General features: G+C 67.8%; 19 protein-coding genes. 10 read left to right on the forward strand and 9 right to left on the reverse strand.

Translation table 11 applies throughout. The features are described from left to right. Positions 1-47 precede the first annotated feature (47 nt). From IDF66_RS10970 to IDF66_RS10980, 3 genes are all read left to right on the forward strand, one after another. Entirely contained in the window at positions 48-986 is a 939-nt protein-coding gene (locus IDF66_RS10970) for a substrate-binding domain-containing protein (RefSeq protein WP_223309569.1), read from the forward strand. Next, on the forward strand, positions 986-1,864 hold the full coding sequence (locus tag IDF66_RS10975) for a sugar phosphate isomerase/epimerase family protein (protein WP_190266852.1): 879 nt from the start codon (positions 986-988) through the stop codon (positions 1,862-1,864). Before IDF66_RS10970 ends, IDF66_RS10975 begins: the two co-directional genes overlap by 1 nt. Before the next feature lie 61 nt (positions 1,865-1,925). Next, entirely contained in the window at positions 1,926-2,429 is a 504-nt protein-coding gene (locus IDF66_RS10980) for a methylated-DNA--[protein]-cysteine S-methyltransferase (protein WP_190266853.1), read from the forward strand. A gap of 9 nt (positions 2,430-2,438) precedes the next feature. On the opposite strand, the gene IDF66_RS10985 is transcribed toward IDF66_RS10980, so the two are convergent. Next, positions 2,439-3,680 carry an oxygenase MpaB family protein gene (locus IDF66_RS10985; RefSeq protein ID WP_190266854.1) on the reverse strand — a complete coding sequence of 414 codons (1,242 nt, stop codon included), beginning with the start codon at positions 3,678-3,680 and terminating at the stop codon, positions 2,439-2,441. 60 nt (positions 3,681-3,740) lie between these two features. Between IDF66_RS10985 and IDF66_RS10990 the strand changes: the two genes are divergently transcribed. Beyond that, a complete protein-coding gene (locus IDF66_RS10990; RefSeq protein ID WP_190266855.1) occupies positions 3,741-4,610 on the forward strand; it encodes an SDR family NAD(P)-dependent oxidoreductase in 870 nt (289 codons plus the stop codon). 46 nt (positions 4,611-4,656) lie between these two features. Here the strand turns inward: IDF66_RS10990 and IDF66_RS10995 are convergent, their stop codons facing one another. Beyond that, entirely contained in the window at positions 4,657-5,883 is a 1,227-nt protein-coding gene (locus IDF66_RS10995; protein WP_190266856.1) for a sulfotransferase family protein, read from the reverse strand. A 20-nt stretch (positions 5,884-5,903) separates the two neighbouring features. Next, positions 5,904-7,091 (reverse strand): hypothetical protein, encoded by a 1,188-nt coding sequence (locus IDF66_RS11000; protein WP_190266857.1) that lies wholly within the window; start codon positions 7,089-7,091, stop codon positions 5,904-5,906. A gap of 186 nt (positions 7,092-7,277) precedes the next feature. Between IDF66_RS11000 and IDF66_RS11005 the strand changes: the two genes are divergently transcribed. From IDF66_RS11005 to crtI, 5 genes are all read left to right on the forward strand, one after another. Then, on the forward strand, positions 7,278-8,429 hold the full coding sequence (locus tag IDF66_RS11005) for an acyl-CoA dehydrogenase family protein (protein WP_190266858.1): 1,152 nt from the start codon (positions 7,278-7,280) through the stop codon (positions 8,427-8,429). Continuing rightward, positions 8,429-9,466 carry an acyl-CoA dehydrogenase family protein gene (locus IDF66_RS11010; RefSeq protein WP_387998731.1) on the forward strand — a complete coding sequence of 346 codons (1,038 nt, stop codon included), beginning with the start codon at positions 8,429-8,431 and terminating at the stop codon, positions 9,464-9,466. The genes IDF66_RS11005 and IDF66_RS11010 overlap by 1 nt, the downstream gene beginning before the upstream one ends. A gap of 143 nt (positions 9,467-9,609) precedes the next feature. Next, entirely contained in the window at positions 9,610-10,149 is a 540-nt protein-coding gene (gene idi, locus IDF66_RS11015; RefSeq protein WP_190266859.1) for an isopentenyl-diphosphate Delta-isomerase, read from the forward strand. Beyond that, a complete protein-coding gene (locus tag IDF66_RS11020) occupies positions 10,146-11,066 on the forward strand; it encodes a phytoene/squalene synthase family protein (RefSeq protein ID WP_317628656.1) in 921 nt (306 codons plus the stop codon). Before idi ends, IDF66_RS11020 begins: the two co-directional genes overlap by 4 nt. After that, positions 11,063-12,646: a phytoene desaturase family protein gene (gene crtI / locus IDF66_RS11025; protein WP_190266860.1), complete on the forward strand. Its 1,584-nt coding sequence runs from the start codon at positions 11,063-11,065 to the stop codon at positions 12,644-12,646. The genes IDF66_RS11020 and crtI overlap by 4 nt, the downstream gene beginning before the upstream one ends. A 20-nt stretch (positions 12,647-12,666) precedes the next feature. On the opposite strand, the gene IDF66_RS11030 is transcribed toward crtI, so the two are convergent. From IDF66_RS11030 to IDF66_RS11055, 6 genes are all read right to left on the reverse strand, one after another. After that, the gene (locus IDF66_RS11030) at positions 12,667-14,169 is read right to left on the reverse strand and encodes a phytoene desaturase family protein (RefSeq protein WP_190266861.1); all 1,503 of its coding nucleotides are present in this window, start codon (positions 14,167-14,169) and stop codon (positions 12,667-12,669) included. Next, complete coding sequence (locus tag IDF66_RS11035) at positions 14,166-15,305, reverse strand: glycosyltransferase (protein ID WP_387998727.1); 1,140 nt, start codon at positions 15,303-15,305, stop codon at positions 14,166-14,168. Before IDF66_RS11035 ends, IDF66_RS11030 begins: the two co-directional genes overlap by 4 nt. Further along, complete coding sequence (locus IDF66_RS11040) at positions 15,292-16,077, reverse strand: carotenoid biosynthesis protein (protein ID WP_223309415.1); 786 nt, start codon at positions 16,075-16,077, stop codon at positions 15,292-15,294. Before IDF66_RS11040 ends, IDF66_RS11035 begins: the two co-directional genes overlap by 14 nt. A gap of 74 nt (positions 16,078-16,151) precedes the next feature. Next, the gene (locus tag IDF66_RS11045; protein ID WP_190267451.1) at positions 16,152-16,820 is read right to left on the reverse strand and encodes a monooxygenase; all 669 of its coding nucleotides are present in this window, start codon (positions 16,818-16,820) and stop codon (positions 16,152-16,154) included. A gap of 61 nt (positions 16,821-16,881) precedes the next feature. Continuing rightward, positions 16,882-17,916 carry a polyprenyl synthetase family protein gene (locus IDF66_RS11050; protein WP_317628657.1) on the reverse strand — a complete coding sequence of 345 codons (1,035 nt, stop codon included), beginning with the start codon at positions 17,914-17,916 and terminating at the stop codon, positions 16,882-16,884. A 158-nt stretch (positions 17,917-18,074) separates the two neighbouring features. Then, on the reverse strand, positions 18,075-19,259 hold the full coding sequence (locus IDF66_RS11055) for an MFS transporter (protein WP_223309416.1): 1,185 nt from the start codon (positions 19,257-19,259) through the stop codon (positions 18,075-18,077). A gap of 51 nt (positions 19,260-19,310) precedes the next feature. Here IDF66_RS11055 and IDF66_RS11060 point away from each other — a divergent pair, with 51 nt between their 5' ends. Then, positions 19,311-20,501, forward strand: coding sequence for an ROK family transcriptional regulator (locus IDF66_RS11060; protein ID WP_190266862.1), 1,191 nt, complete (start codon positions 19,311-19,313; stop codon positions 20,499-20,501). Positions 20,502-20,535: the final 34 nt, after the last annotated feature.

Below are 20,535 nucleotides of genomic sequence, written 5' to 3' on the forward strand. Positions count from 1 at the left end.
GCAGAACATTCACGATCGCCTGTGCTGTGGCCGCGGCAGTCGCACTGATGACCGCCTGCTCGAGCACCGGCGGCAAACCCGACTCCGGCGGTGGCGGCATGAACGCCGGGTCCGCCGACACACCACGGTTCTCCGTCGCGATGGTCACCCACGGACCTCCGGGTGACACCTTCTGGGATCTGATCCGCAAGGGTGCCGAGACCGCTGCGGCCAAGGACAACATCGACCTCAGGTACTCCTCTGAGTTGGAGGCACCCAATCAGGCCAACCTCATCCAGAATGCGTTGGACAGCAAGGTCGATGCGCTCGCAGTCACCCTGGCCAAGCCGGAGGCGCTCGCGCCGAACGTCAAGAAGGCCACCGACGCCGGGCTACCGGTGGTCGCGTTCAACGCCGGTATCGACGCCTGGAAGGCGATGGGCGCGAAGTCCTTCTTCGGGCAGGACGAGCAGGTCTCCGGCGAGGCAGCCGGCAGGCGACTGCACGATGAGGGTGCGAAAAAGGTCGTCTGCGTGATCCAGGACCAGGGCAACGTCGCACTCGAGTCCCGCTGTGCCGGAGTCAAGGCCGGAATGGCCGGGGGCGTCGTGGAGAACCTGAACGTCAATGGCACCGACATGCCCGGTGTGCAGTCGACCATCGCGGCCAAACTGCAGGAGGATCCGAGTGTCGACCACATCATCACGCTGGGTGCACCCATCGCGTTGACCGCGGTCAAGTCCGCCGACAACGCCGGTAGCGACGCGAAGATCGCCACCTTCGACACCAACGCGGCCCTGGTCACCGCGATCAAGGACGGCTCGGTGCAGTGGGCGGTGGATCAGCAGCCGTTCCTGCAGGGCTACCTCGCGGTGGATTCACTGTGGCTGTATCTCAACAACCGCAACGTCATCGGCGGTGGCCTGCCGACGCTGACCGGACCGGCGTTCATCGACAAGAGCAACATCGATGCCATCGCCGACTACGCGAAGAAGGGCACGCGCTGATGAAACTCGCGCTCGACCCGACTCCGTTCCACCACAGTCACGACCTCCTGGAGTTCCCGGCGCTCGTCGCCGACCTCGGCTATGAGTACCTCCAGCTGACACCGCATCGTGACTTCATCCCCTTCTACAACCATCCTCGCGCCGACGACGATCTCGTCGGCCGCTTCCGCAGGGCGTGCGCCGACGCGGGTGTCGAGATCGCCGCGGTGCTCCCGGTGATGCGGTGGTCGGCGCCCGACGAGGATGCGCGAGAAGCCGCGGTGCGCAACTGGAAACGCATCATCCAGATCACCGTGGACCTGGGGGTGAACGTCATCAACACCGAGTTCTCGGGTCGCCCCGAGCGGGCCGAGGAGTCCGAGCGTGCGTTCTTCCGGTCGATGGACGAGCTCCTGCCGATCATCGAGCGTGAGGGCATCGACGTCCGGATCGATCCGCACCCCGACGATTTCGTCGAGGACGGTCTCGAGGCCGTGCGCATCATCCGCGGGGTGAACTCCCCCAACATCGGGATGGTCTACGTCGCGTGCCACACGTTCCACATGGGTGGGAACATGTCGGAGATCATGGCCGCCGCAGGCGACAGGCTGCGTCTGGTGCATGTGGCCGATTCGATGGATCACCGTCGGTCACACGGTCTGCGTTACATCAGCAATCCGCCGGGTAACCCGGTCCGGGTGCACCAGCATCTGAAGATCGGCGACGGGGACGTCGACTGGGACGAGTTCTTCGCCGGGCTGAGCCGACTCGGCTTCTTCGATCGCGACGACACCGTGATGGTGTCGTCGGTGTTCGCGGAGGACGAGAATGCCGACGAGGTATCCCGCTACCAGCGATCGACCATCGGCGCGTACCTCGAGAAGCACCGGCCGGCTTGACGTCGCCGGACGATGTCGGTGTCACGTCGTAGGGTGGACCCACGCGATCTGGGAGTGCGCAATGGAGACGGTACGACATGCGGTGATCGAGACGTCGCTGGGCGACGCGACCCTCGTGGCCGACGACGATGTCCTGGTCGGCTGCTATCTCGAGATCGCGGACACCTCGGCATTCGGCGAACGGGTCACCCCGCACCACGATCCGGTGCTGACCCTGGCGGTGACCCAGTTCGAGGAGTACCTCGCCGGCGACCGAACCGACTTCGATGTGCCGTTGCACGCCGAGGGTGACGCGTTCTCCGAACGCGTCTGGTCCCTGCTGCACGACATCCCGTATGGGCGGACCACCACCTACGGCGGACTCGCGCTACGCCTCGGCGACAAATTCCTGGCGCAACGCGTCGGCCGGTCCCTGGGGCAGAACCCGATCAGTGTGTTCATCCCCTGCCACCGGGTCATCGGCGCCGACGGCGCCCTGACCGGATATGCCGGCGGCCTGGAGCGCAAACGTCTGCTCCTCGAACTGGAAGAGCCACCGGAGGTGCGGGCGGGCCGGTTGTTCTGACCGACTTCGTCAGCCGTGCCTGCCGACCGGCAGAGAACCGATCTCTGCTCCGTCATTGCCGAAGTGACGGTAGCGGGCGCGATCGCGGGCGCGCTGTCCGCGCCACTCCAGATATCGACCCCCGACCGGCGTCGGACCGATCAGCCGGTAACTGATCGTGTTCCGGACCCATGCGGTGCCGAATGCCCACGGAAGCCGTTGCGGCAGAGTCAGATCGCGCATCCCCTCGGCGCCGAGGAAGCCTTCGAGCATGCTGAGGAGACGTTCCCGGGTGTAGCGGGCCGAGATGGCGTGAACGAACCGGTAGTGCAACTCGCCCTGCACGTCGACGAGCGCCCGAGCGAGCTGGCCACCGGCGTCGGTCACATCGGTCTGCGACAGCAGGATCGCGTAGCTGAGTTGATGTTGGTCGCGCTCGTCGTCGAACAACCAGTCGTCGTCCACACCGATGAGCCATCCCACGTACTTCCAGAGATGCATCAGCGCGCGTGAATCGTCCCTGCTGATCGGCACACCGAGGGCTCGCACACCCATCATCAGTGCACCGCTGAACAGATTCAGGGTCGACGCGAGATCGGTCTGGTTGATCGGTAGCCCCCACTCGGTGCTGTCCCATCGTCCGTTGCGTTCGAAGGCCTCGTTGACGAGCGCGTGCATCAGCCGTACGTGGACGGTGAGTTTCCATCCCGTACCGTCTCGGACCATTCCGTCCCGTTGCCCGACCGCGATCGCCCAGGTCTGCGTCTCACCGAGGCGACGCCTCGTGGTGCTCCCCGAGAGCCCACCGGTCTCCGCGAGGAGATCGACCGGCCCACCGAACCGATAACCACCGATCAGCGAGAGCTGCAGGAGAACATCGTCGGCGTTCTGACCGAAGCGTCGGAAGACAGTGGCACCGCGTTCGCAGAGGTCGGGATCGACCCAGTCCGGCGTGTCCTCGACCACGGAGAAGAAGGACCGCAGGGCCGCCGGGCTCTCATCCGTGACACCCGTTTCGAGCGCGGCCTGGAACTGGGCCATCGTCACGCGTGCCGCGTCCTCCTTGGGCAGCCGCATCGCCCGCACCAACGCAGCCGCGGGCTCGTCGCGCATCATCAGGCGACGGCCGAGGAGCTCGAGGTCGTCCTCGCTCGGCTCTGACAACCGCCAGTAGATGCGGAGGAGTCGTCCCATCCGGCGTCCGCGTGCATCCGCAGAACGATGCCGCCTGGGCGGCATGAGCGCAGGCGGGGTCTGCGTCGTCGATGACATGAGACTATTCTAATGATTCGTCTCACCCGGGGCAATCCGTCCGGCGGTTAGGCTCGGGCCATGGCGGATGACCGACTGACGACTCTGGCCGGGCGACGCGTCGTCGTGACCGGTGCGACCAATGGTTTGGGCATGGCAACCGCACGTGCTCTGGCACGGGCAGGCCTCCGCGTGGTGCTGGCGGTGCGCGACGTGGAACTGGGCGAGCAACGGGCTCGTGAGTTCGGGGGCGAGTGCGAGGTGGCCACCCTCGACCTCGCCGACCTGGCGTCGGTGCGCGCCTTCGCCGACAACCTCGAGGGACCGATCGACTATCTGATCAACAATGCAGGCGTCTTTCCCCATCAGCACCGAACAACCGCCGACGGCTTCGAGATGGGTATCGGCACCAATTTCCTCGGCCCGTTCGCGTTGACGAATCTCTTGCTGCCGCGCATCGAACGGCAGATCGTGTCGGTGGCCTCCGACGCACACCGCGGTGCCAGACTCGACCCCGACGATCTCGATTTGGCCAGCGCCAGATGGAGTCCGCCGCGCGCATACGCGCGGTCGAAGCTGGCGGTCATGCTCTGGGGCCTCGAACTCGATCGACGCCTTCGCGTCGAGGGTTCGCCTGTCACCGCGATGCTCACCACCCCCGGGTGGGTCGCGTCCAACATCTCGAACAAACCGGGCCTGGGCTTCGCGCACAAGGTGGTGCAGAGTACGGCGTCTGCCTTCGCCAATGATGTCGATGCAGGGGCACAGACCACGCTGTACTGCCTGACCGAACCGATCGCACCGGGCAGCTATGTCGGCGTGGACGGCCTCTGGGCACTCCGAGGCGACCCGGTTCTCTTCGGAAGATCCTCGGCTGCCTGCGATTTCGATGTGGCGGGTCGGTTGTGGACGAAAGCCGAGGAACTGACCGGGGCCACGTGGCCGCGGTGAGCAGCTGAGCCTGCGCCGCTGCTCGACCAGCGGGAAATCGCACGGATCAGAGATCGAATTCCGCGCGGTACCGCGCGTAGACCGTCTCGACCTCGGCGACAGAGAGGCCGAACTCTTCGAGGGTGTAGGTGTGCACGCCGTGCGCGTGCTGGCTGTGCCCGGATCGATGGTGCTCCATCCGTGTGCGGATGGAGCCGGTGAGTTCGAGGTCAACCGCCGCGTAGATGCGCTCCACCTGTCCGATCGGGTCCTCGACCAGATCGTCGTAACCGACGTCGAGAAAGGCGTCCGGCCGCCGCGCCCGCACGTCCAGCGCACGGTTCACCATCTCGCCGTTGAGTGACAGCCAATGCCGTGCAACCCTTTCCGCGTCGACGCGGTCGCTGAACATCGAATGGCCGTGCGCCAGCATGCTCGAGAACGATGCCGTGGTGCGCAACGGATCACGATGGGTCTGGACGATGAGCGCGTCGGGGAAGACATCGAGCAGGGTGTCGAGATGTTCGAGGTGAGCGGGCGTCTTGAGTACCCAGTTCGGTCGCGGGTTCTGGAGGTGCAGGATCTGCAGCAGGATCTTGAGGTACTCATACGAGCCGTGCATGTCCTGAGTGCGCAGCCATCGTGCGTACGAGGGGACGTCGAGCATCGCCTCGGGCACCTGCGACAGCAGCGAATACTCCTGCAGCAGAACATCTTCTTCGGGTCCGTCGGCCTCGACGGCGTGGATCGCGAAGAATTTCGGATTGAGATAACGCAGTGCCCATTCGGCCACCGTGGTCTGCGCGACGCGCATCGTGGGCCGGCCGGGTTTCTCCCACTTGGGTGGCAGGAGGTGGATGACCTCCCACGACCCCACTGCCCGGATCCCCGGATCCGCCGCGATGAGGCGGTGCAGCATGGTGGTGCCGCTGCGTTGCAGGCCCGCGATCACGACGGGCGGTGTGATCGTCACGGCGGTGATCTCCGGATGGGTGCGGATCAACTCCGCGACACGCAGCCGCGTGGTGAGCAGGCCGTGCAGGCGGGCACGGATGACCAGAGCGCCGAACGTACTGAGACGGGCCTCCTCGGTGATCGACGCACACAGGACGTCGAGCGCTTCCTCGGCCTGGGCATCAGCCACCCACGACAGACCGGTGCTGTCGGCCGCGCGCCGCCGCACGGTGTCCGCCGACAGATCAGCGCTCGGCACGCCATGCCCCTCGAGCAGTTCACCGATCCGGTTGATCGCGCGGATCGGCCTGCGCTGGAACGGGACGAAGGTTGCGGTCATGTCGTGCCACGGATTCCGGCTCAGTCCAGACGGGACAGCTCGGAGACCGCCACCACGCGGGTATGCGGCTGCGGATGCGCGGCCGCGCGAATCCACCGAAAGGTCATCGCACCGCAATCGTGGCCGGTGGTGTCGATCCAGTTCGGCAGCCCGGGGTCACGATGGGTGACCACGATCCGTACCGACCCGTCCGGCCGGTACGTCGCGGTGTGTTTGTTGACATGGATCGGGTGATACCGGTAGTCGAGGGACTCGAGCCAGTGGTTGTCCAGCTGGAAGTTCCAGCCGTCGCATTCCGGGACCTCGCTCTCGATCACCAGCGCCTCGTCTGGCCCCAGCCTCCAATAGCTGTGGTAGTAGATGATGTTCGGATCGCCGCCGGCCTTGGTGGAGCGCTCCGGGTCGAACATCGGCAACTCGTTGGTGTGCTTCTGGAAGTCGCGTGCCCATTTCGCGAAGAGCATCGACGCCCCTGCGACGAGGAGGCTCGCCTTGCCGAGTCCGGCGTCCAGCTGAGCCGAGGTCAGCGGCGCTGGTGACGCCGAACCATCGAGCAGTTCGATGTGCAGCTCGGCCGGAATCTCGGTGGCTCGGTCGGCGAAGGTCTGACGGACGATCAGCAAACCGGTCCCGGACGTCATCGGGAGCCAGTTGCCCTCGCGCTCGGTGGCGCTCAGGACGAGTTCGAAACGACCGTCGGGACCGATGTCGAGGTCTGCCGCCTCCACGTATCCGGTGGTCGGCATCTGGCCGCCCTCGCCGTAATTGCCTTCCTGGGTGCCGAATCCGAGGTAGTCGACAGTGCCGCGGGTGCCGGTGATGCGATAGTCGAGCGCGCCGTCGATGGTGGCGTTCAGGTAGTGGTTGTCCGGGTTGTCCGATCCCATCTTGGCGGTCTCGTGGATCATCCGTCGCAACACCGGCGCCCGCGGATCGGCGTACTCGACGAAGGCCTCCAATCCCGCCCGCGTCAATCTGCTCAGGTAGCGGTAGCCCTCGGCCTGGGTCAGTGGGTCGGAGGGCGTGCCGGGGAACACGATCGCCGCACCCGCCGATTTCAGGGTGTCGCAGAACTCGTCCCACGAGGTGCCGGCGGCCACACGCTGTTCGGCCACGCTGTCGGGTGTCTGTCCACGCAGCTTGAGATAGGCCACCCGTGCCTTCTTGAACTGACCCAGTGCCGCTGTCGCGATCGTTCGCCCGTCCATCGCCAGCCTTTCGTGATCGGTGCCTCCATGATCCACCCCACCCTCACCGCCGGTCGAGTAGCGGCGAACGAAGTGAGCCGCGTATCGAGACCCCCGCCCCACCCTCACCGCCGGTCGAGTAGCGGCGAACGGAGTGAGTCGCGTATCGAGACCCCGCCCCCACCCACACCCGTTATCGTGCAGACCATGCCCGATCAGCGTCTGGTCCCGCCGAGCATCGACGATCCCTCCGAACACCACGCGCTACGACTCGAGGTGCGGGAGTTCGTCGACGAGCAGCGGACCGCCGGTCGGATCGACCGCGACGTCGACAGTTGGCTCACCGGTTGGGACGAGGACTTCACCCGTGCCCTGGCCGCGCGCGGATGGCTCGGCATGACCGTGCCGGTCGAGTACGGCGGCCACGGCCTCGACGCGACGCACCGGTTCGTCGTCACCGAGGAACTCCTGGCCGCGGGCGCACCGGTCGCGGCTCACTGGATCGCCGATCGGCAGATCGTTCCATCACTGCTCAAGTACGGGACAGAGGAACAGAAGCGTGACTATCTCCCGAGGATCGCCGCAGGAACCTGCTTCTTCGCGATCGGGATGAGCGAGCCCGACTCGGGTTCCGACCTGGCGAGTGTCCGCACCCGGGCGACCCGGGTCGACGGCGGTTGGTCCATCAGCGGGACCAAGGTGTGGACCTCCGGCGCCCATCTCGCCGAAGCGTTCATCTGTCTCACTCGTTCCGAGCCGCTCGACACCTCCCACCGGCATCGCGGACTGAGTCAGTTCATCGTCGACCTCGATCGCACCGGCGTCGACATCCGTCCGATCCGGTCGATGGATGGACGGCACCATTTCAATGAAGTCCTCCTCGACGACGTGTTCGTCCCCGAGTCGAAGCTGTTCGGCACCCTCGGCGAGGGGTGGACTCAGGTCACCTCCGAACTGGCCTTCGAACGCAGTGGGCCGGAACGGTTTCTGTCGACGTTCCCACTGCTGGCCGAAACTGCCGCACAGATGCGCGACGGGACGCTGCCCCGCCACCCCGATCTCGGAAGGTTCGTGGCACGGGTCGCCGGTTTGCATCAGATGTCCACGGCCGTCGCCGGCGCCCTCACCCGTCGCGAACCCGCCGACACCGCTGCCGCGGTCGTCAAGGTGCTGGGCACCACCACCGAGGGCGACATCGCCGACTGGGCCGATGTGCTGACCGACGACGCCGATCCCGTACTCGCCGAACACCGTCGGATGGTCGATGCCGCCGTCGTCCAGAGGCCGGGATTCACTCTGCGCGGGGGTACCAACGAGGTGCTGCGCGGGGTCATCGCCCGCGGATTGGGGCTGCGCTGATGTCCGGGTCCGCCGTCGACCGGGAACTCGCGGACCTGCTGTCCGCGGTGTTCGCCACACACCGTCAGCGGGCGGCCACCGACGAATCCGCGGACCGGGATCCGAGCGCTTGGGATCCCGATTTGTGGCAACAGCTCTCCGAACTCGGACTCGCCCGCCTCACCGGCCGAGAGGAGAACGGCGGGAGCGGAGCCGATTGGTTCGCGGCCGCAGCACTGCTGCGCGCCGCAGCCGCCCACGGGGTTCGGACGCCGGTCGTCGAACATGACCTGCTGGCAGGATGGCTGCTGTCGGAGGCGGGTTCCCCCGTCGACGATGCGCGCCGATCGGCGTGTGTCCTCGACCGGCACGGGACCGCACGGAATGTGGGCTGGGCCGCAGGCGCGGAGCGAGTGGTGGTCGCCTGGCCGTCCGGTGGCGGTTATCGGGTTGCCGACGTCAACACCTCGGACCTCGACATCGCCGCTGGGACCAACGTGGCCGGCGAACCGCGGGATACCGTTGTTGCGCAACTCGATTCCCTCACCGGAGCCGATGTCGACACCAGCGTCATCGACCGATTCCGACTACGCGGCGCGATGGCGCGCGCCGTCCAGACCTGTGCATCCCTCGAGCGCACGCTCGACCTCACGAGCAGCTACGCCGTGGAGCGTGAGCAGTTCGGTCGGCCCCTCGCCCGATTCCAGGCCGTCACGGGCCTGGTTGCCGACATCGCCGCAGAGACCTCGCTGGCCGAGGCGGCGACCGAGTCCGCTCTCACCGCAGCCGTGCGATCCGATTGGTCCGCACCGAACCTGCGCTTCCTCGTCGCCGTGGCGCGCTCGTGCACCGGCCGCGCGACGTCCACGGTGGTGCGCAACGCCCACCAGGTCCACGGCGCCATCGGGACGACGCTCGAACATCCCCTGCACGAGGTCACGCTTACGGCACTCGCGTGGCGTTCGGAGTTCGGATCGGTCCACGAATGGGAGGAGATCGTCGCCGATGCCGCAGTCGCTGCGGGCGCCGACGGACTGTGGCCGCTCATCAGCGGGTGAGTGACGAGCCGGCCACACGGTGATCGCGCACGGCACGATCCATCCGATCGGTCGTCGGTGACGAACAACGGGTGTCCACACAGTGTCCACACCACACAGTGGCCAGACCCATGTCTCGTGGGCAGTGCAAGGGAGGCAGTCACATGAACGACGACCTGGTCGTGCTCGTCGATGCCGACGGACGACCGGACGGGACAGCACCACGAAGTAGCGTCCACGGCTCCGACACCCCACTTCACCTGGCGTTCTCCTGCCATCTCATCGACCACGCGGGCCGCATCCTGATGACTCGCCGGGCATTGACCAAGCGCACGTGGCCGGGTGCCTGGACGAACTCGTTCTGCGGCCATCCGCGCCCCGGCGAAGACATCGAGGAGGCGGTGCGACGCTACGCACCGCGCGAACTCGGCCTCGACGTCACCGACATCGTCGCGGCTCTCCCCGACTTCCGCTACCGGGCAGTCGACGCCGGGGGCGTCATGGAGAACGAGATCTGCCCGGTGTTCCGGGCGCGCCCGGTCGGGACGGCGCGACCGAATCCGTCCGAGGTGATGGACATGGTGTGGGCGCCGGTCGCCGACGTGTGGGAATCCGCCCGACGCACTCCGTGGGTGTTCAGCCCCTGGTTTGTCGACCAGGTCGATGCCCTCGGTCCGCGACCATATCGCGCAGAGGAGTCGTGAATCCGGTGTTGCGTCTCGGTCGAGCCGACGAGTCGGCGACGCCTGCCTTCCGCCACTACGACGACGTGGCCACGCAGAGCGCCGCACTCGTCATCCGCTCCTACTCGAGTTCGTTCGGACTCGCCTCGCGGCTGCTCGCGCCCGCGATCCGACGCGATGTCCACAACATCTACGCACTCGTCCGGCTGGCCGACGAGATCGTCGACGCACCCCGGCCCGACCAATCCGTCGGACAACGTCGCCACGCGCTCGATGCCCTCGGTGACGACGTCGCGGCAGCGCTGGCCGCGGGCTGGAGCACCAACCTCGTGGTGCATGCGTTCGCGGGGACCGCCCGGCGCACCGGGATCGACGCCGCTCTGATCGACCCGTTCTTCACGTCGATGCGAGCCGACCTCGACTGCACCGTGCACGACGAGAACAGTCTCGCCGACTACATCTACGGTTCAGCGGAAGTCGTCGGACTGATGTGTGTCCACGCATTCCTGGCGGATCAGCCACACCGGAAGGCGCGCTACGACCAGCTGGCACCGGGTGCTCGTCGGCTCGGAGCGGCATTCCAGAAGATCAACTTTCTCCGCGACCTGCCCCAGGACGATCACGATCTCGGCCGCCGGTACCTCATCGGGTTGGACGCCGACCATCCGTCGGACGATGCCTGGAGACGGTGGCTCGACGACATCGACGCAGACCTCGTCGCAGCGGCGCAGGCGATCCCGCTTCTCCCCAGCGGCACCCGCGTCGCGGTCTGCACCGCCCACGATCTGTTCGCCGAGCTCGCGCGACGACTGCGCGCCACCCCGCCGCACGTGGCCTGCCGCAGCCGTGTCCGTGTGCCTGCCCCGACCAAAGCGCGCATCGCCGCTGTCGCCGCCGCGCGGCGCGGCGTCCCCTCGACGGCGGGCCCGGGGACGTGACCGATACTTCCGCCCGGCGCATCGTCGTCATCGGCGGCGGGGTCGCCGGTCTGGCCACCGCGGCGCTGCTCGCCGAGGACGGTCACGACGTGACGGTGGTGGAGAAGAACGACGGCGTCGGCGGCCGTGCCGGCTCATGGGAAAAGGACGGATTCCGGTTCGACACCGGCCCGTCCTGGTGGTTGATGCCGGAGGTCTTCGACCGCTTCTTCCGGCTGCTGGGCACGACCACCGAGGAACAGATCGACCTCATCCGTCTCGAACCCGCCTACCGGGTGTTCTTCGAGGGCTTCGCCGGCAGCATCGACATCACCGGCGACGAGGCCCGCAACCGCTCGCTCTTCGAGTCGATCGAGTCGGGTGCCGGTACCGCTTTGGCCGACTACCTCGCGTCGGCGCGCGAGGTGTACGACCTCGCCGTGCGACGATTCCTGTACACGAACTTCGACACCATGGGCGCCTATGCCGGCCTGCCGGTACTGAAGCAGGCGAGAACATTGATCCGGCTGCTGACAACCACCCTCGACAGCCATGTGGCACAACGATTCTCCGACATCCGGCTCCGGCAGATCCTCGGATACCCGGCCGTGTTCCTCGGCTCATCGCCCGACCGGACACCTGCGATGTACAAGCTGATGAGCTGGCTCGACCTGGCCGACGGGGTCCGCTACCCCGAGGGCGGCTTCGTCCGGCTGCCGGAAGCGTTGGCGGCGTTGGCCGCCGAGCGTGGCGTCAAGATACACACCGGTTGCGCTGCCACCGCCATCCTCACCACACCGCGCACCCGTGTCCTCCCCCGGCGACCGCGGGCAACCGTCACCGGGGTCCGCATCAGTGACACCGACGGGGTCGAGCAGGAACTGCCTGCCGACATCGTCGTGGGAGCGGCCGACCTGCATCACGTGGAGACCGGACTCCTCCCGCGACCCCTGCAGACCTTCCCCGACGCATGGTGGGAGCGTGCGGTATCCGGTCCGGGGGCGGTGCTCGTGTTCCTCGGCATCCGCGGTGCGACGCCGAACCTGGGCCACCACACGCTGTTCTTCTCCGCCGACTGGACCGGAAACTTCGACGCGATCTTCGAATCACCCACCCGGATACCCGATCCCGCGTCACTGTACGTGTGCCGACCGTCGGCGACGGACGCGACAGTTGCGCCAGATGGCCACGAGAATCTGTTCCTTCTGGTACCGATCCCGCCGGACCCCGGCTTGGGATCGGGCGGTGTCGACGGGCATGGTGATCGCCTGATCGAGGACATCGCAGACCGGGCCATCGACCTGGTCTCACGCTGGGCCGACATACCGGAGCTCGCCGAGCGGATCGTGGTACGGAAGACAGTTGGCCCGGCCGATTTCGTCGAGGATCTGAACTCGTGGTCGGGTGGCGCACTCGGGCCGGCCCACACCCTCGGGCAGAGCGCGTTCTTCCGTGCATCGAACCGGTCACGGATGGTCGACGGGCTGTTCTACGCCGGATCGAGCACCACTCCGGGCATCGGCATCCCGATGTGCCTCATCAGTGCCGAGTTGGTGCGCAAAAGGATTCGCGGTGACCGCTCGGTGGGCCCGACGGCCTGACGCGTTTCGGCGGTGCGTGCTCACGCCGGCCCGATGAGATCGGCGACGATCTCCGCGGACAGCATGACCAACGGCAGACCGCCGCCCGGGTGCGCCGACCCTCCGACGAGGTACAGCCCGGTGACGGGAGACGCGTTGGCCGGACGGAGAAATGCCGCACGCGGCCCGTTGGACGATGATCCGTAGATGGAGCCTCCCGGTGTCAGGGTGCGGCGTTCCAGATCGGCCGGGGTCAGGATCGTGCGATGCCGAATGCGATCACGGACGTCGAGTCCGCGGTCGGCCATCACCGACAACACCCGATCTGCGTAGGACGTCGCGAGTCCCGGAGCGTCCCAGTCGACGCCGTTGCGGGGGTCGTGCCGGGCGGCGTTGACGAGGACGAACCACGATGCCGTGCCGGGCCCGGGCACGATCTCGGGATCGTCGGGCGCCGAGATGTACACCGTCGGACGATCGACCGGCTGCGCGTCACCACGCCTGCCGAACGCCCCGCGTCCGAACACGCCGTCGAACTCGGCGTCGTAGTCCTCGGCGAACAGGACCCGGTGATGCGCGTGATCCGGTGGCGGGTCGTCGAGTCCGAGCAGGATGACGAAACCCGACAGGGACGGTGTCGCGCGCCTGATGCGTGCCGACACCCGCTGTGCCGCGCGGGTGTTCAGCAGGCGGCCGTACACCTCGGCGGCGTCGGCGTTGGCGACCACGAGATCCGTCTTCCGGCTGCGGCCATCGGCCAACCGCACCCCGTCGATGCGCCCGCCACCATCCACGGTGAACTCGGCCACCTCGGAGTCGAGGCGCACGGCGCCGCCGAGCTCGGTGAACCGATCGCGGATGGCGGTTGCGATGCGGCCGAGACCGCCCGGCACATACCAGGAACCCCACGACTGCTCGGCCCAGGGCACCGATGCGAGCGCGGCGGGAGCTCGCCGCGGATCCGATCCGGTGTAGGTGGCGTACCGGTCCAACAGCATTCGCAGCCGAGGATCGGACAGATACGTCCGGCCGAGGCCTCGCAGCGAACGCCACGGGGCGATGGTCGCGATGTCGCCGGGCCGGGACCGGCTCAACATGGCTCGCACGTCGAGGGGCGACTCGAGGAACGCCTCGTGGGTGAGATCCCAGATCTGTTCTGCGCGAGCGAGGAACGCCGCCCACTGGGCGCCGGCTCCGGCGCCGAGTGCGGCATCGAGCGCATCGGGGATCGCGGTCAGCTCACCCGGGAGATCGAGCCGGGTGCCGTCGGGGAACCGATACCGCGCCGCCACTTCGAGCCTGGCCAGCGGAAGAGAGTCCGCGAGCGAGACGCCGGAGGATTCGAAGAGGTCCGCGAGGACGTGTGGCATGGTGACCAGGGACGGGCCGGTGTCGAACCGGAAACCCTCTGCCTCGATCACTCCGAGCTTCCCGCCGATCTCACCGGATTGTTCCATCACCGTGACGCGGTGTCCGCGGGCCTGAAGACGCAGGGCGGCGGCCAGACCACCCACACCCGCACCGACCACGATGATGTCGCTCATCGGCGCACCGCCACGCTGCGTCCGCGCCAGGTCAGCGAACCTCGTCGATGCGCCACAACAGAATCGGCGGTCAGCGCGGTGAAGGCCAGGATCGACAACGGGTGGGCGAGGACATCCGGCCAGACCCTACCGGCGGTGGTGCGTGCCACGATCACCCGCGACGCCACTCCCGCGAGGTAGCCGATGAGCCCGACACGCGACCCCCGGAGCATCGCGACCGCGGGCACCACGTAGGCGACGTTCAGCAGCGCCACCACGGCGATCGTGCCGGGCAACGATCCGAACGCCGACCACAGTGATTTGCGATAACCATTGCGCACCTGCCGCCATCCGTTGTACATCGCACAGGACGCCACCGCACTGCCCTCGACGACGACTCCATGCCCGCCGGAACGCTTGACCGCGCGTAGCAGGGCGATGTCCTCCAAGATCTCCGCGCGCACGGATGCATGGCCCCCGGCCCGACGGTAGGCGTCGGCATCGCACACCAGAAGTTGGCCATTGGCTGCCGAGAGCGACGGCCGCGCAGAACGTTCGGCCAGGCGGAGCGGGAGGGTGCTCATCCATGACCACTGGAGCAGCGGCTGGACGAGCCGCTCGACGGGACCGTGCGTCTGTTGGCGCGGATACGGGCTGACGAGCTGGAGTCCGGTCTCGCGCAGCAGCGCGACCGATGCGGCGAACGCATCCGGTTCGACCCGCACGTCGGCATCGAGAAAGATCAGTACTCCGCCGTCGTCGTCGGCGCCCAAGCGCGACAACTGATGACACGCCCACGTTTTTCCGAGCCAGCCCGGTGGAATCGGTTCGCCGGCCACCACCCGAACCCGATGGTCGCGAACGGCGATGTCGGCCAGCGCCTCCGATGTGCCATCCGTCGAGTCGTCATCGAGGACGACGACTCGTGCCCGACCGGGCCAGGCGTCGCACGCGTCGAGCACGGCGGCCATGCAGCCGGCGACGTGACGGATCTCGTCTCGCATCGGGATCAGCACCGTCAGCGCTTCGGTTCGCGGCACTGCTCCCGAGACCGGGCGTCTGATCACGGACGCATTGTGCAGGGTCTGCAACAGCGCCGCGACCGCGATGCCGCTCCCCGAACGCACTGCCGTCTCCCACATCTCACGACGCCGCACGCCGGCCTCCCCCCGCACGTGCACGCAGCACCGACACCAGCAACGGGATGGCCACCGCGCCCATCAGGAGGCCACCCACGACCGCGACGGGCGGGCGCCCGAAGAACACGGCGTGCGCAAGCATCGAGGAGAAATAGGTCCACAGGTACAGCGCGACCGGCAACGCATCGGACGGCGAGTGTCCGATGAGATGATCGAGAACGGTGATCAGGAGAAACGACACGACGAACCATCCGGCGAAGTTGGTCAGCGGGATCCCGTCCACCCCGGGCGGAGCGGGGTGCGGAAACCGCCACGCCCAGTGGCCCTGATCGACCATCTGCGGATCGAGAAAGATGTCCCACGCGGTGAGCGCACAGGCCCCGACGACCGCTGTCGCCCAGCGGCGGCGCGGTCCAACCAGGCGGCGGGCCACCGCAAGTGCGGGCCAGGCCATCATGACCCAGGCGAACGGGATCACGATCGGAACATCGAGAAACTCCGGGCCCAGATTTCCGGTGTACTCATAACTGCCGAAGGGGAATCCGGTGCGGACACCGACCGATTCGGCAAGAAGACCGCCTCCACCGGCGACGAGCAGCACGATCACCGCAGCCGTCCATCCACGGGTGCTCGCCGCATCCGCGAGTACCGCGGCGGCGAGACACGCGACGCTGGCCACCGTGAGTGCAAGGGTGCCGCCGTCGGTGTACGGGAAGGCGATCTGAGCCGCCACACCCGCCGCGAGCATTACCCATGCGACCGTTGACAGTCGCTTCCCTACTGTCGACATTCGTGTCCCGACGGCGGTGACGCGGCGTCCGGAGACCGCGGCGGATATCGGCCTCCGTCGAAAGGTCAAGGGGATCATGGCTTCTGGCCCCGGTAGGTGCCACTGATGTCGGTCACCGCGAGTCGCGTGAACAGTTCCTCCGCGTACCAGCGGGCGGGGTCGGTCCGCTGCACGACGGCACGATGCCGGGGTGAGCGGTAGGCGAATCCGGTGAGGTCGTCGCTCGAGTCCCACACCGAGAAGGTGCCCTGTAATCCGATGGGCGCCTCGCCGATCCCCAGCGCCATCCGGAGGCCTGGCGAGCGATCGAGCTCGTCGACGACGGGTGGGACAGCTCGCCAGAACGACATCGCCCGCGTCGGGCGCAGACGCGCCCGGGTGATCGCGGCAACCGGTCCCGTCCACGGGTGGTGGGAGAGCTCCGTCTGCGGGCCGAAAGGCTCCTGGCGTGCCCATCGGCCACGGGAGGCGAGCGGGCGCATCGTCACGTGCAGCCGCTCGGAACACGCCGAGTCCCACGATCTCGTGATCCCGGCCGACGCCGACGCTGCGGCGGATGCATCCGACCACACCGTCAACAGCGCCCAATGGTGCAGATCGGCGTCGCGCGGCGTGAAGGTGCGCGCCGATCCCGTACCCATGACCTTCCCGAATCCGAGTTCGGGGAGACGTCGCATCGCCGACCGGGTGCGCGCCACCCGACCCAGCGCGGGAAGTACATGATCCACACCCCATATCCGCATCTCGACAATCGGCCGCTCGTCGTCTTCCGTCACCCCTGACCGTCCCGTCCTGGCACAGATCTCATGCACGCCGCCACGCGCAGCGCTCGATCAGATCCCTGAGTGCGAGCCGCGTGACCTCGTCCGAGGTCGATGCGTCCACGATGCGAAGCGATTCGTGCGTGAGCTGCTCGATCCGGTGCTCGACGAAGTCGACCGCGCCGGTGTCGGCGAGGATCTCGCGCACCGTGCGGAGGTCGTCCTCCGTCAGTCCCGGATCGCCGAGATGACGGTCGAGCTGCTGCCGCTGAACAGGATTCGCGCGCTCCGACGCGACCACGACAAGCAGAGTGCGCTTGCCCTCGCGGATGTCGTCGACGACGGGTTTTCCGGTCACCTCCGGATCGCCGAAGACACCGAGCACGTCGTCGCGCAACTGGAACGCCTCGCCGGCCGTGAGTCCGATCTGCTCGTACGAGTCCATCAATTCCTCGTCCGCACCGCCGAGTACACCACCGAGCCGGAGGGGATGGCCGACGGTGTACCGCGCGCTCTTGAAGCGCAGGACGACGCGCGCCCGCTGCGTCGACGTGGTCGGCTGCACCTGCCCGAGGACATCGAGGAACTGACCGCCGATGGTCTCGTCCCGCATCTGCGACCACACCGCCCGCCCGGACATACGTGTTCGTCGGTCGTGGTCCGCGAAGCCATGGTCGACGAGGTCGTCCGCCCAGGACAGGCAGAAGTCGCCGACGAGGATCGCCACGGCCTCCCCGTAGGCGTCGGCGTCGCCGGTCCATCCCGCACGACGGTGTTCGGCGGCGCAGCGACGATGGACGGTCGGCAGCCCGCGCCGCTGTTCGCTGTGATCCATCACGTCGTCGTGCACCAATGCGGCGAGGTGGAACAGCTCGAGTGCGGACGCCACGTCGGCCGTGCCCGGTGGCAGCGGTCCGCCCGCGGCACCGCGTGCACCGGCCAGGCAGAATGCGGCGCGAAGTCGCTTTCCGCGCGAAGCCATGTCTCCCAGCAGTTCGGTCACCGGGACGAGATCAGGGTCGATCCGCGCCAGCCGGCGGGCATGGTCGGCGACGTGGGCGCGCACGATCGTCTCCACGCTCGTCAGATCCTGGCGCGTTCGCTCTCGACCAGCGCATGCAGCCGGCCCGGTGAGTGCCTCGGAAGCTCGCACGCAGAGTATTTCGGAGCCGTGCGCGAGGTGGATGGGTCAGCGATGTCCGAACCGTGGAAGACGACCGACACGCCCGCCGCGGTTCACCCCGGAAACCCCCGTCGTCCCCGGACCGCAACAACCAACCCGGCGACCACGAACGCCGCACCGACACAGGCGAGGTGGAGCGTGGCCGAATCCGACGCGAGCAGCGAGCCGCCGATCAATGCGCCCAGTGCGATGCCGATGTTGGACGTCGAGTTGATCCACGCACCGGCGACCTCGGGCGCGTCCGTCAGCGCGCGGACCGCGGCGGACTGGTACATCGACGGCACCCCGCCGAACAGACCGTTCCACAAGGCCACCGCGATCACCAGCAGCACCAACCACTGGTGCGACAGACCCACCGCGAGGATGGTGACCGCCAGCAGCACCAGGACGGTGAGAACCGTGGTCCGCGGACGACGATCGATCGTGCGGCCCACGCACGCGAGTCCGAACAGACCGCAGATGCCGCACAGCAGCAGGAGTGGTCCGATCCACGACTCCTGCGCACCGGCGGCCAGCAGTACGACGCTGATGTAGGTGTAGAGCGTGTACTGACCGATGAAGGTCAGCGTGTTCGACGTGACGACCACACCGAGATCTGTGCGCGCACCGGGCTTCTCGATCCGACGGCCGGCGGCGGCACCGCTCACGGCGGGCAGGAGACGGACGATCAGGACGACGGCGATGAGCGCGACGACGGCGAGCGTGACGAATGCGTTGCGCCAGCCGATCGCCGAACCGAGCGCCGTCGACAGCGGCACGCCGAGGACGAACCCCGCCGTGGTACCGCCGGCGACGACGGCAAGGCCCCGACCGACCTGACGATGCTCGACGAGCCGCGGGACATAGCCGATGCACACCGAGAAGAACAGGGCGTGCGCCAGCCCACCGACCACCCGCCCGGCGGCGACGACGGCGAAACTCGGCGCGGTGGCGATCAGCAGGTTGCTGATCAGGTAGCCGACCACTGTGGTGAGGATCAGTCTCTTGCGGGCGAACCGTTTGGTGGCGATGGTCAGTGGCACCGCGAAGACGGCAACCATCACCGCGAACACCGTCACCAGCAGACCGGTGACCGAGTCGCCCACCCCGAACGCATCCCCGATCGCGGGCAACAGACCCACGGGCAGCATCTCGGTGGTCACCGCGAGGAACCCGGCGACCGCCAAGGTCAGCAGGGCAGGCGCGTTCTGCCGGACTCCGTGCCGGGAGTCGGCCATATCGGTGCTGGTCGCGGACATCCGACGAATATACTCGTTATACGATTTTATTGGAAATGCGAAGATGACCCGATGTCCATCCCGTCCGCCGGTCCCACCGCCGCCCGCTGGCTGACGGCCGCCCGGCTGATCGACGTGGTGCGCACCCAGCCGGGTGTCACCCGCGCCTCGGCAGCTCAGGAGCTCGGCATCCGCAGCGGCGCCGCGACCGAGCTGCTGGCGCGACTGCGCCGCGTCGCACTGCTCGACGAGAGCCCCGCCCCGGCCCAGGGGCGGGGGCGACCCACCACCGTTCTGCATGCACATCCGTCCGGTCCGCTCGTGATCGCCGTCGAGCTCAGTCTCACCGGATGGCGGGTGGCGACCGCAGACCTCGACGGTGTCCCGCGCGTGGTGGCGAGCACCACGCGGATGGGCCGTGACCCGATGCCTGTGCTGGCCGAGATGGCCGATGTCGTCGGCGCGATCCTGGCGCACCACGGCGAACGAATCCGTGCGGTCTCCGTGTCGGTTGCCGGTGCGGTCCGCGACGACCGTCTGGTCCAGTTCACCCCGCTCGACTGGTCGGACGTCGACCTGTCACGCCTCATCGCCGAACCACCCGCCGACGTCGAGCTCCCGATCCTGGTCGGCAATGACGCCACCCTGGCGGGTCTGGCCGAGGCACGCACCGGATCGGCGCGCGGCGACGGGACCGCGCTGCACCTGATCATCGCCGTCGGGCTCGGTGGCGCGCTGGTGGTCGACGGTGTGCCGGTGATCGGCGCACACGGCGGCGCAGGCGAGTACGGCCACGTGCCGTTCGGCGACCCCACAGAGTTGTGTCCGTGTGGCGCCCATGGATGCTGGGACCTCACCGTCGACGGCCGGGCCCTCGCCCGCCATCGCGGCGACCCGCCGCCGGACAACCCGCTGCGCTACGCCTACGACCTCCTCGATGCGCGCCGCACCGCAACCGGGCCAGAGATCCAGCGCGCCTTCGATCTGGTCGGCTCCTCCCTCGGTCGCGGGATCGCCGGGCTGGTCAACATCCACGATCCCGACGTGGTCACCCTCGGCGGACTGGCCGCACCCCTCCGGACGGCGGCCCGCGAGCCCTTCGACGCCGCGTATCTCGGTGGGCTGATGTCGTTCCGTAAGCATCGGCCCCCGGAGGTGATCGACGGAATCCACGGCGACGACGGTCCGTTACACGGCGCGGCACTGCGCGGCGTCGACCACATCACCACCGTCGACGCGCTCGCCGAGTGGGCGGACCGCTGATCGCACAACACCTCTGATCACGCCTCTGATCGCA

The organism is Gordonia hankookensis, from assembly GCF_014673215.1.
Classification (GTDB): domain Bacteria; phylum Actinomycetota; class Actinomycetes; order Mycobacteriales; family Mycobacteriaceae; genus Gordonia; species Gordonia hankookensis.

Coding starts and splice junctions, on each gene's coding strand:
- IDF66_RS10970 (WP_223309569.1), top strand. CDS start 48: ATGACCGCCTGCTCGAGCACCGGCGGCAAACCCGACTCCGGCGGTGGC.
- IDF66_RS10975 (WP_190266852.1), top strand. CDS start 986: ATGAAACTCGCGCTCGACCCGACTCCGTTCCACCACAGTCACGACCTC.
- IDF66_RS10980 (WP_190266853.1), top strand. CDS start 1,926: ATGGAGACGGTACGACATGCGGTGATCGAGACGTCGCTGGGCGACGCG.
- IDF66_RS10985 (WP_190266854.1), bottom strand. CDS start 3,680: ATGTCATCGACGACGCAGACCCCGCCTGCGCTCATGCCGCCCAGGCGG.
- IDF66_RS10990 (WP_190266855.1), top strand. CDS start 3,741: ATGGCGGATGACCGACTGACGACTCTGGCCGGGCGACGCGTCGTCGTG.
- IDF66_RS10995 (WP_190266856.1), bottom strand. CDS start 5,883: ATGACCGCAACCTTCGTCCCGTTCCAGCGCAGGCCGATCCGCGCGATC.
- IDF66_RS11000 (WP_190266857.1), bottom strand. CDS start 7,091: ATGGACGGGCGAACGATCGCGACAGCGGCACTGGGTCAGTTCAAGAAG.
- IDF66_RS11005 (WP_190266858.1), top strand. CDS start 7,278: ATGCCCGATCAGCGTCTGGTCCCGCCGAGCATCGACGATCCCTCCGAA.
- IDF66_RS11010 (WP_387998731.1), top strand. CDS start 8,429: ATGTCCGGGTCCGCCGTCGACCGGGAACTCGCGGACCTGCTGTCCGCG.
- idi (WP_190266859.1), top strand. CDS start 9,610: ATGAACGACGACCTGGTCGTGCTCGTCGATGCCGACGGACGACCGGAC.
- IDF66_RS11030 (WP_190266861.1), bottom strand. CDS start 14,169: ATGAGCGACATCATCGTGGTCGGTGCGGGTGTGGGTGGTCTGGCCGCC.
- IDF66_RS11040 (WP_223309415.1), bottom strand. CDS start 16,077: ATGTCGACAGTAGGGAAGCGACTGTCAACGGTCGCATGGGTAATGCTC.
- IDF66_RS11045 (WP_190267451.1), bottom strand. CDS start 16,820: ATGCGGATATGGGGTGTGGATCATGTACTTCCCGCGCTGGGTCGGGTG.
- IDF66_RS11055 (WP_223309416.1), bottom strand. CDS start 19,259: ATGTCCGCGACCAGCACCGATATGGCCGACTCCCGGCACGGAGTCCGG.
- IDF66_RS11060 (WP_190266862.1), top strand. CDS start 19,311: ATGTCCATCCCGTCCGCCGGTCCCACCGCCGCCCGCTGGCTGACGGCC.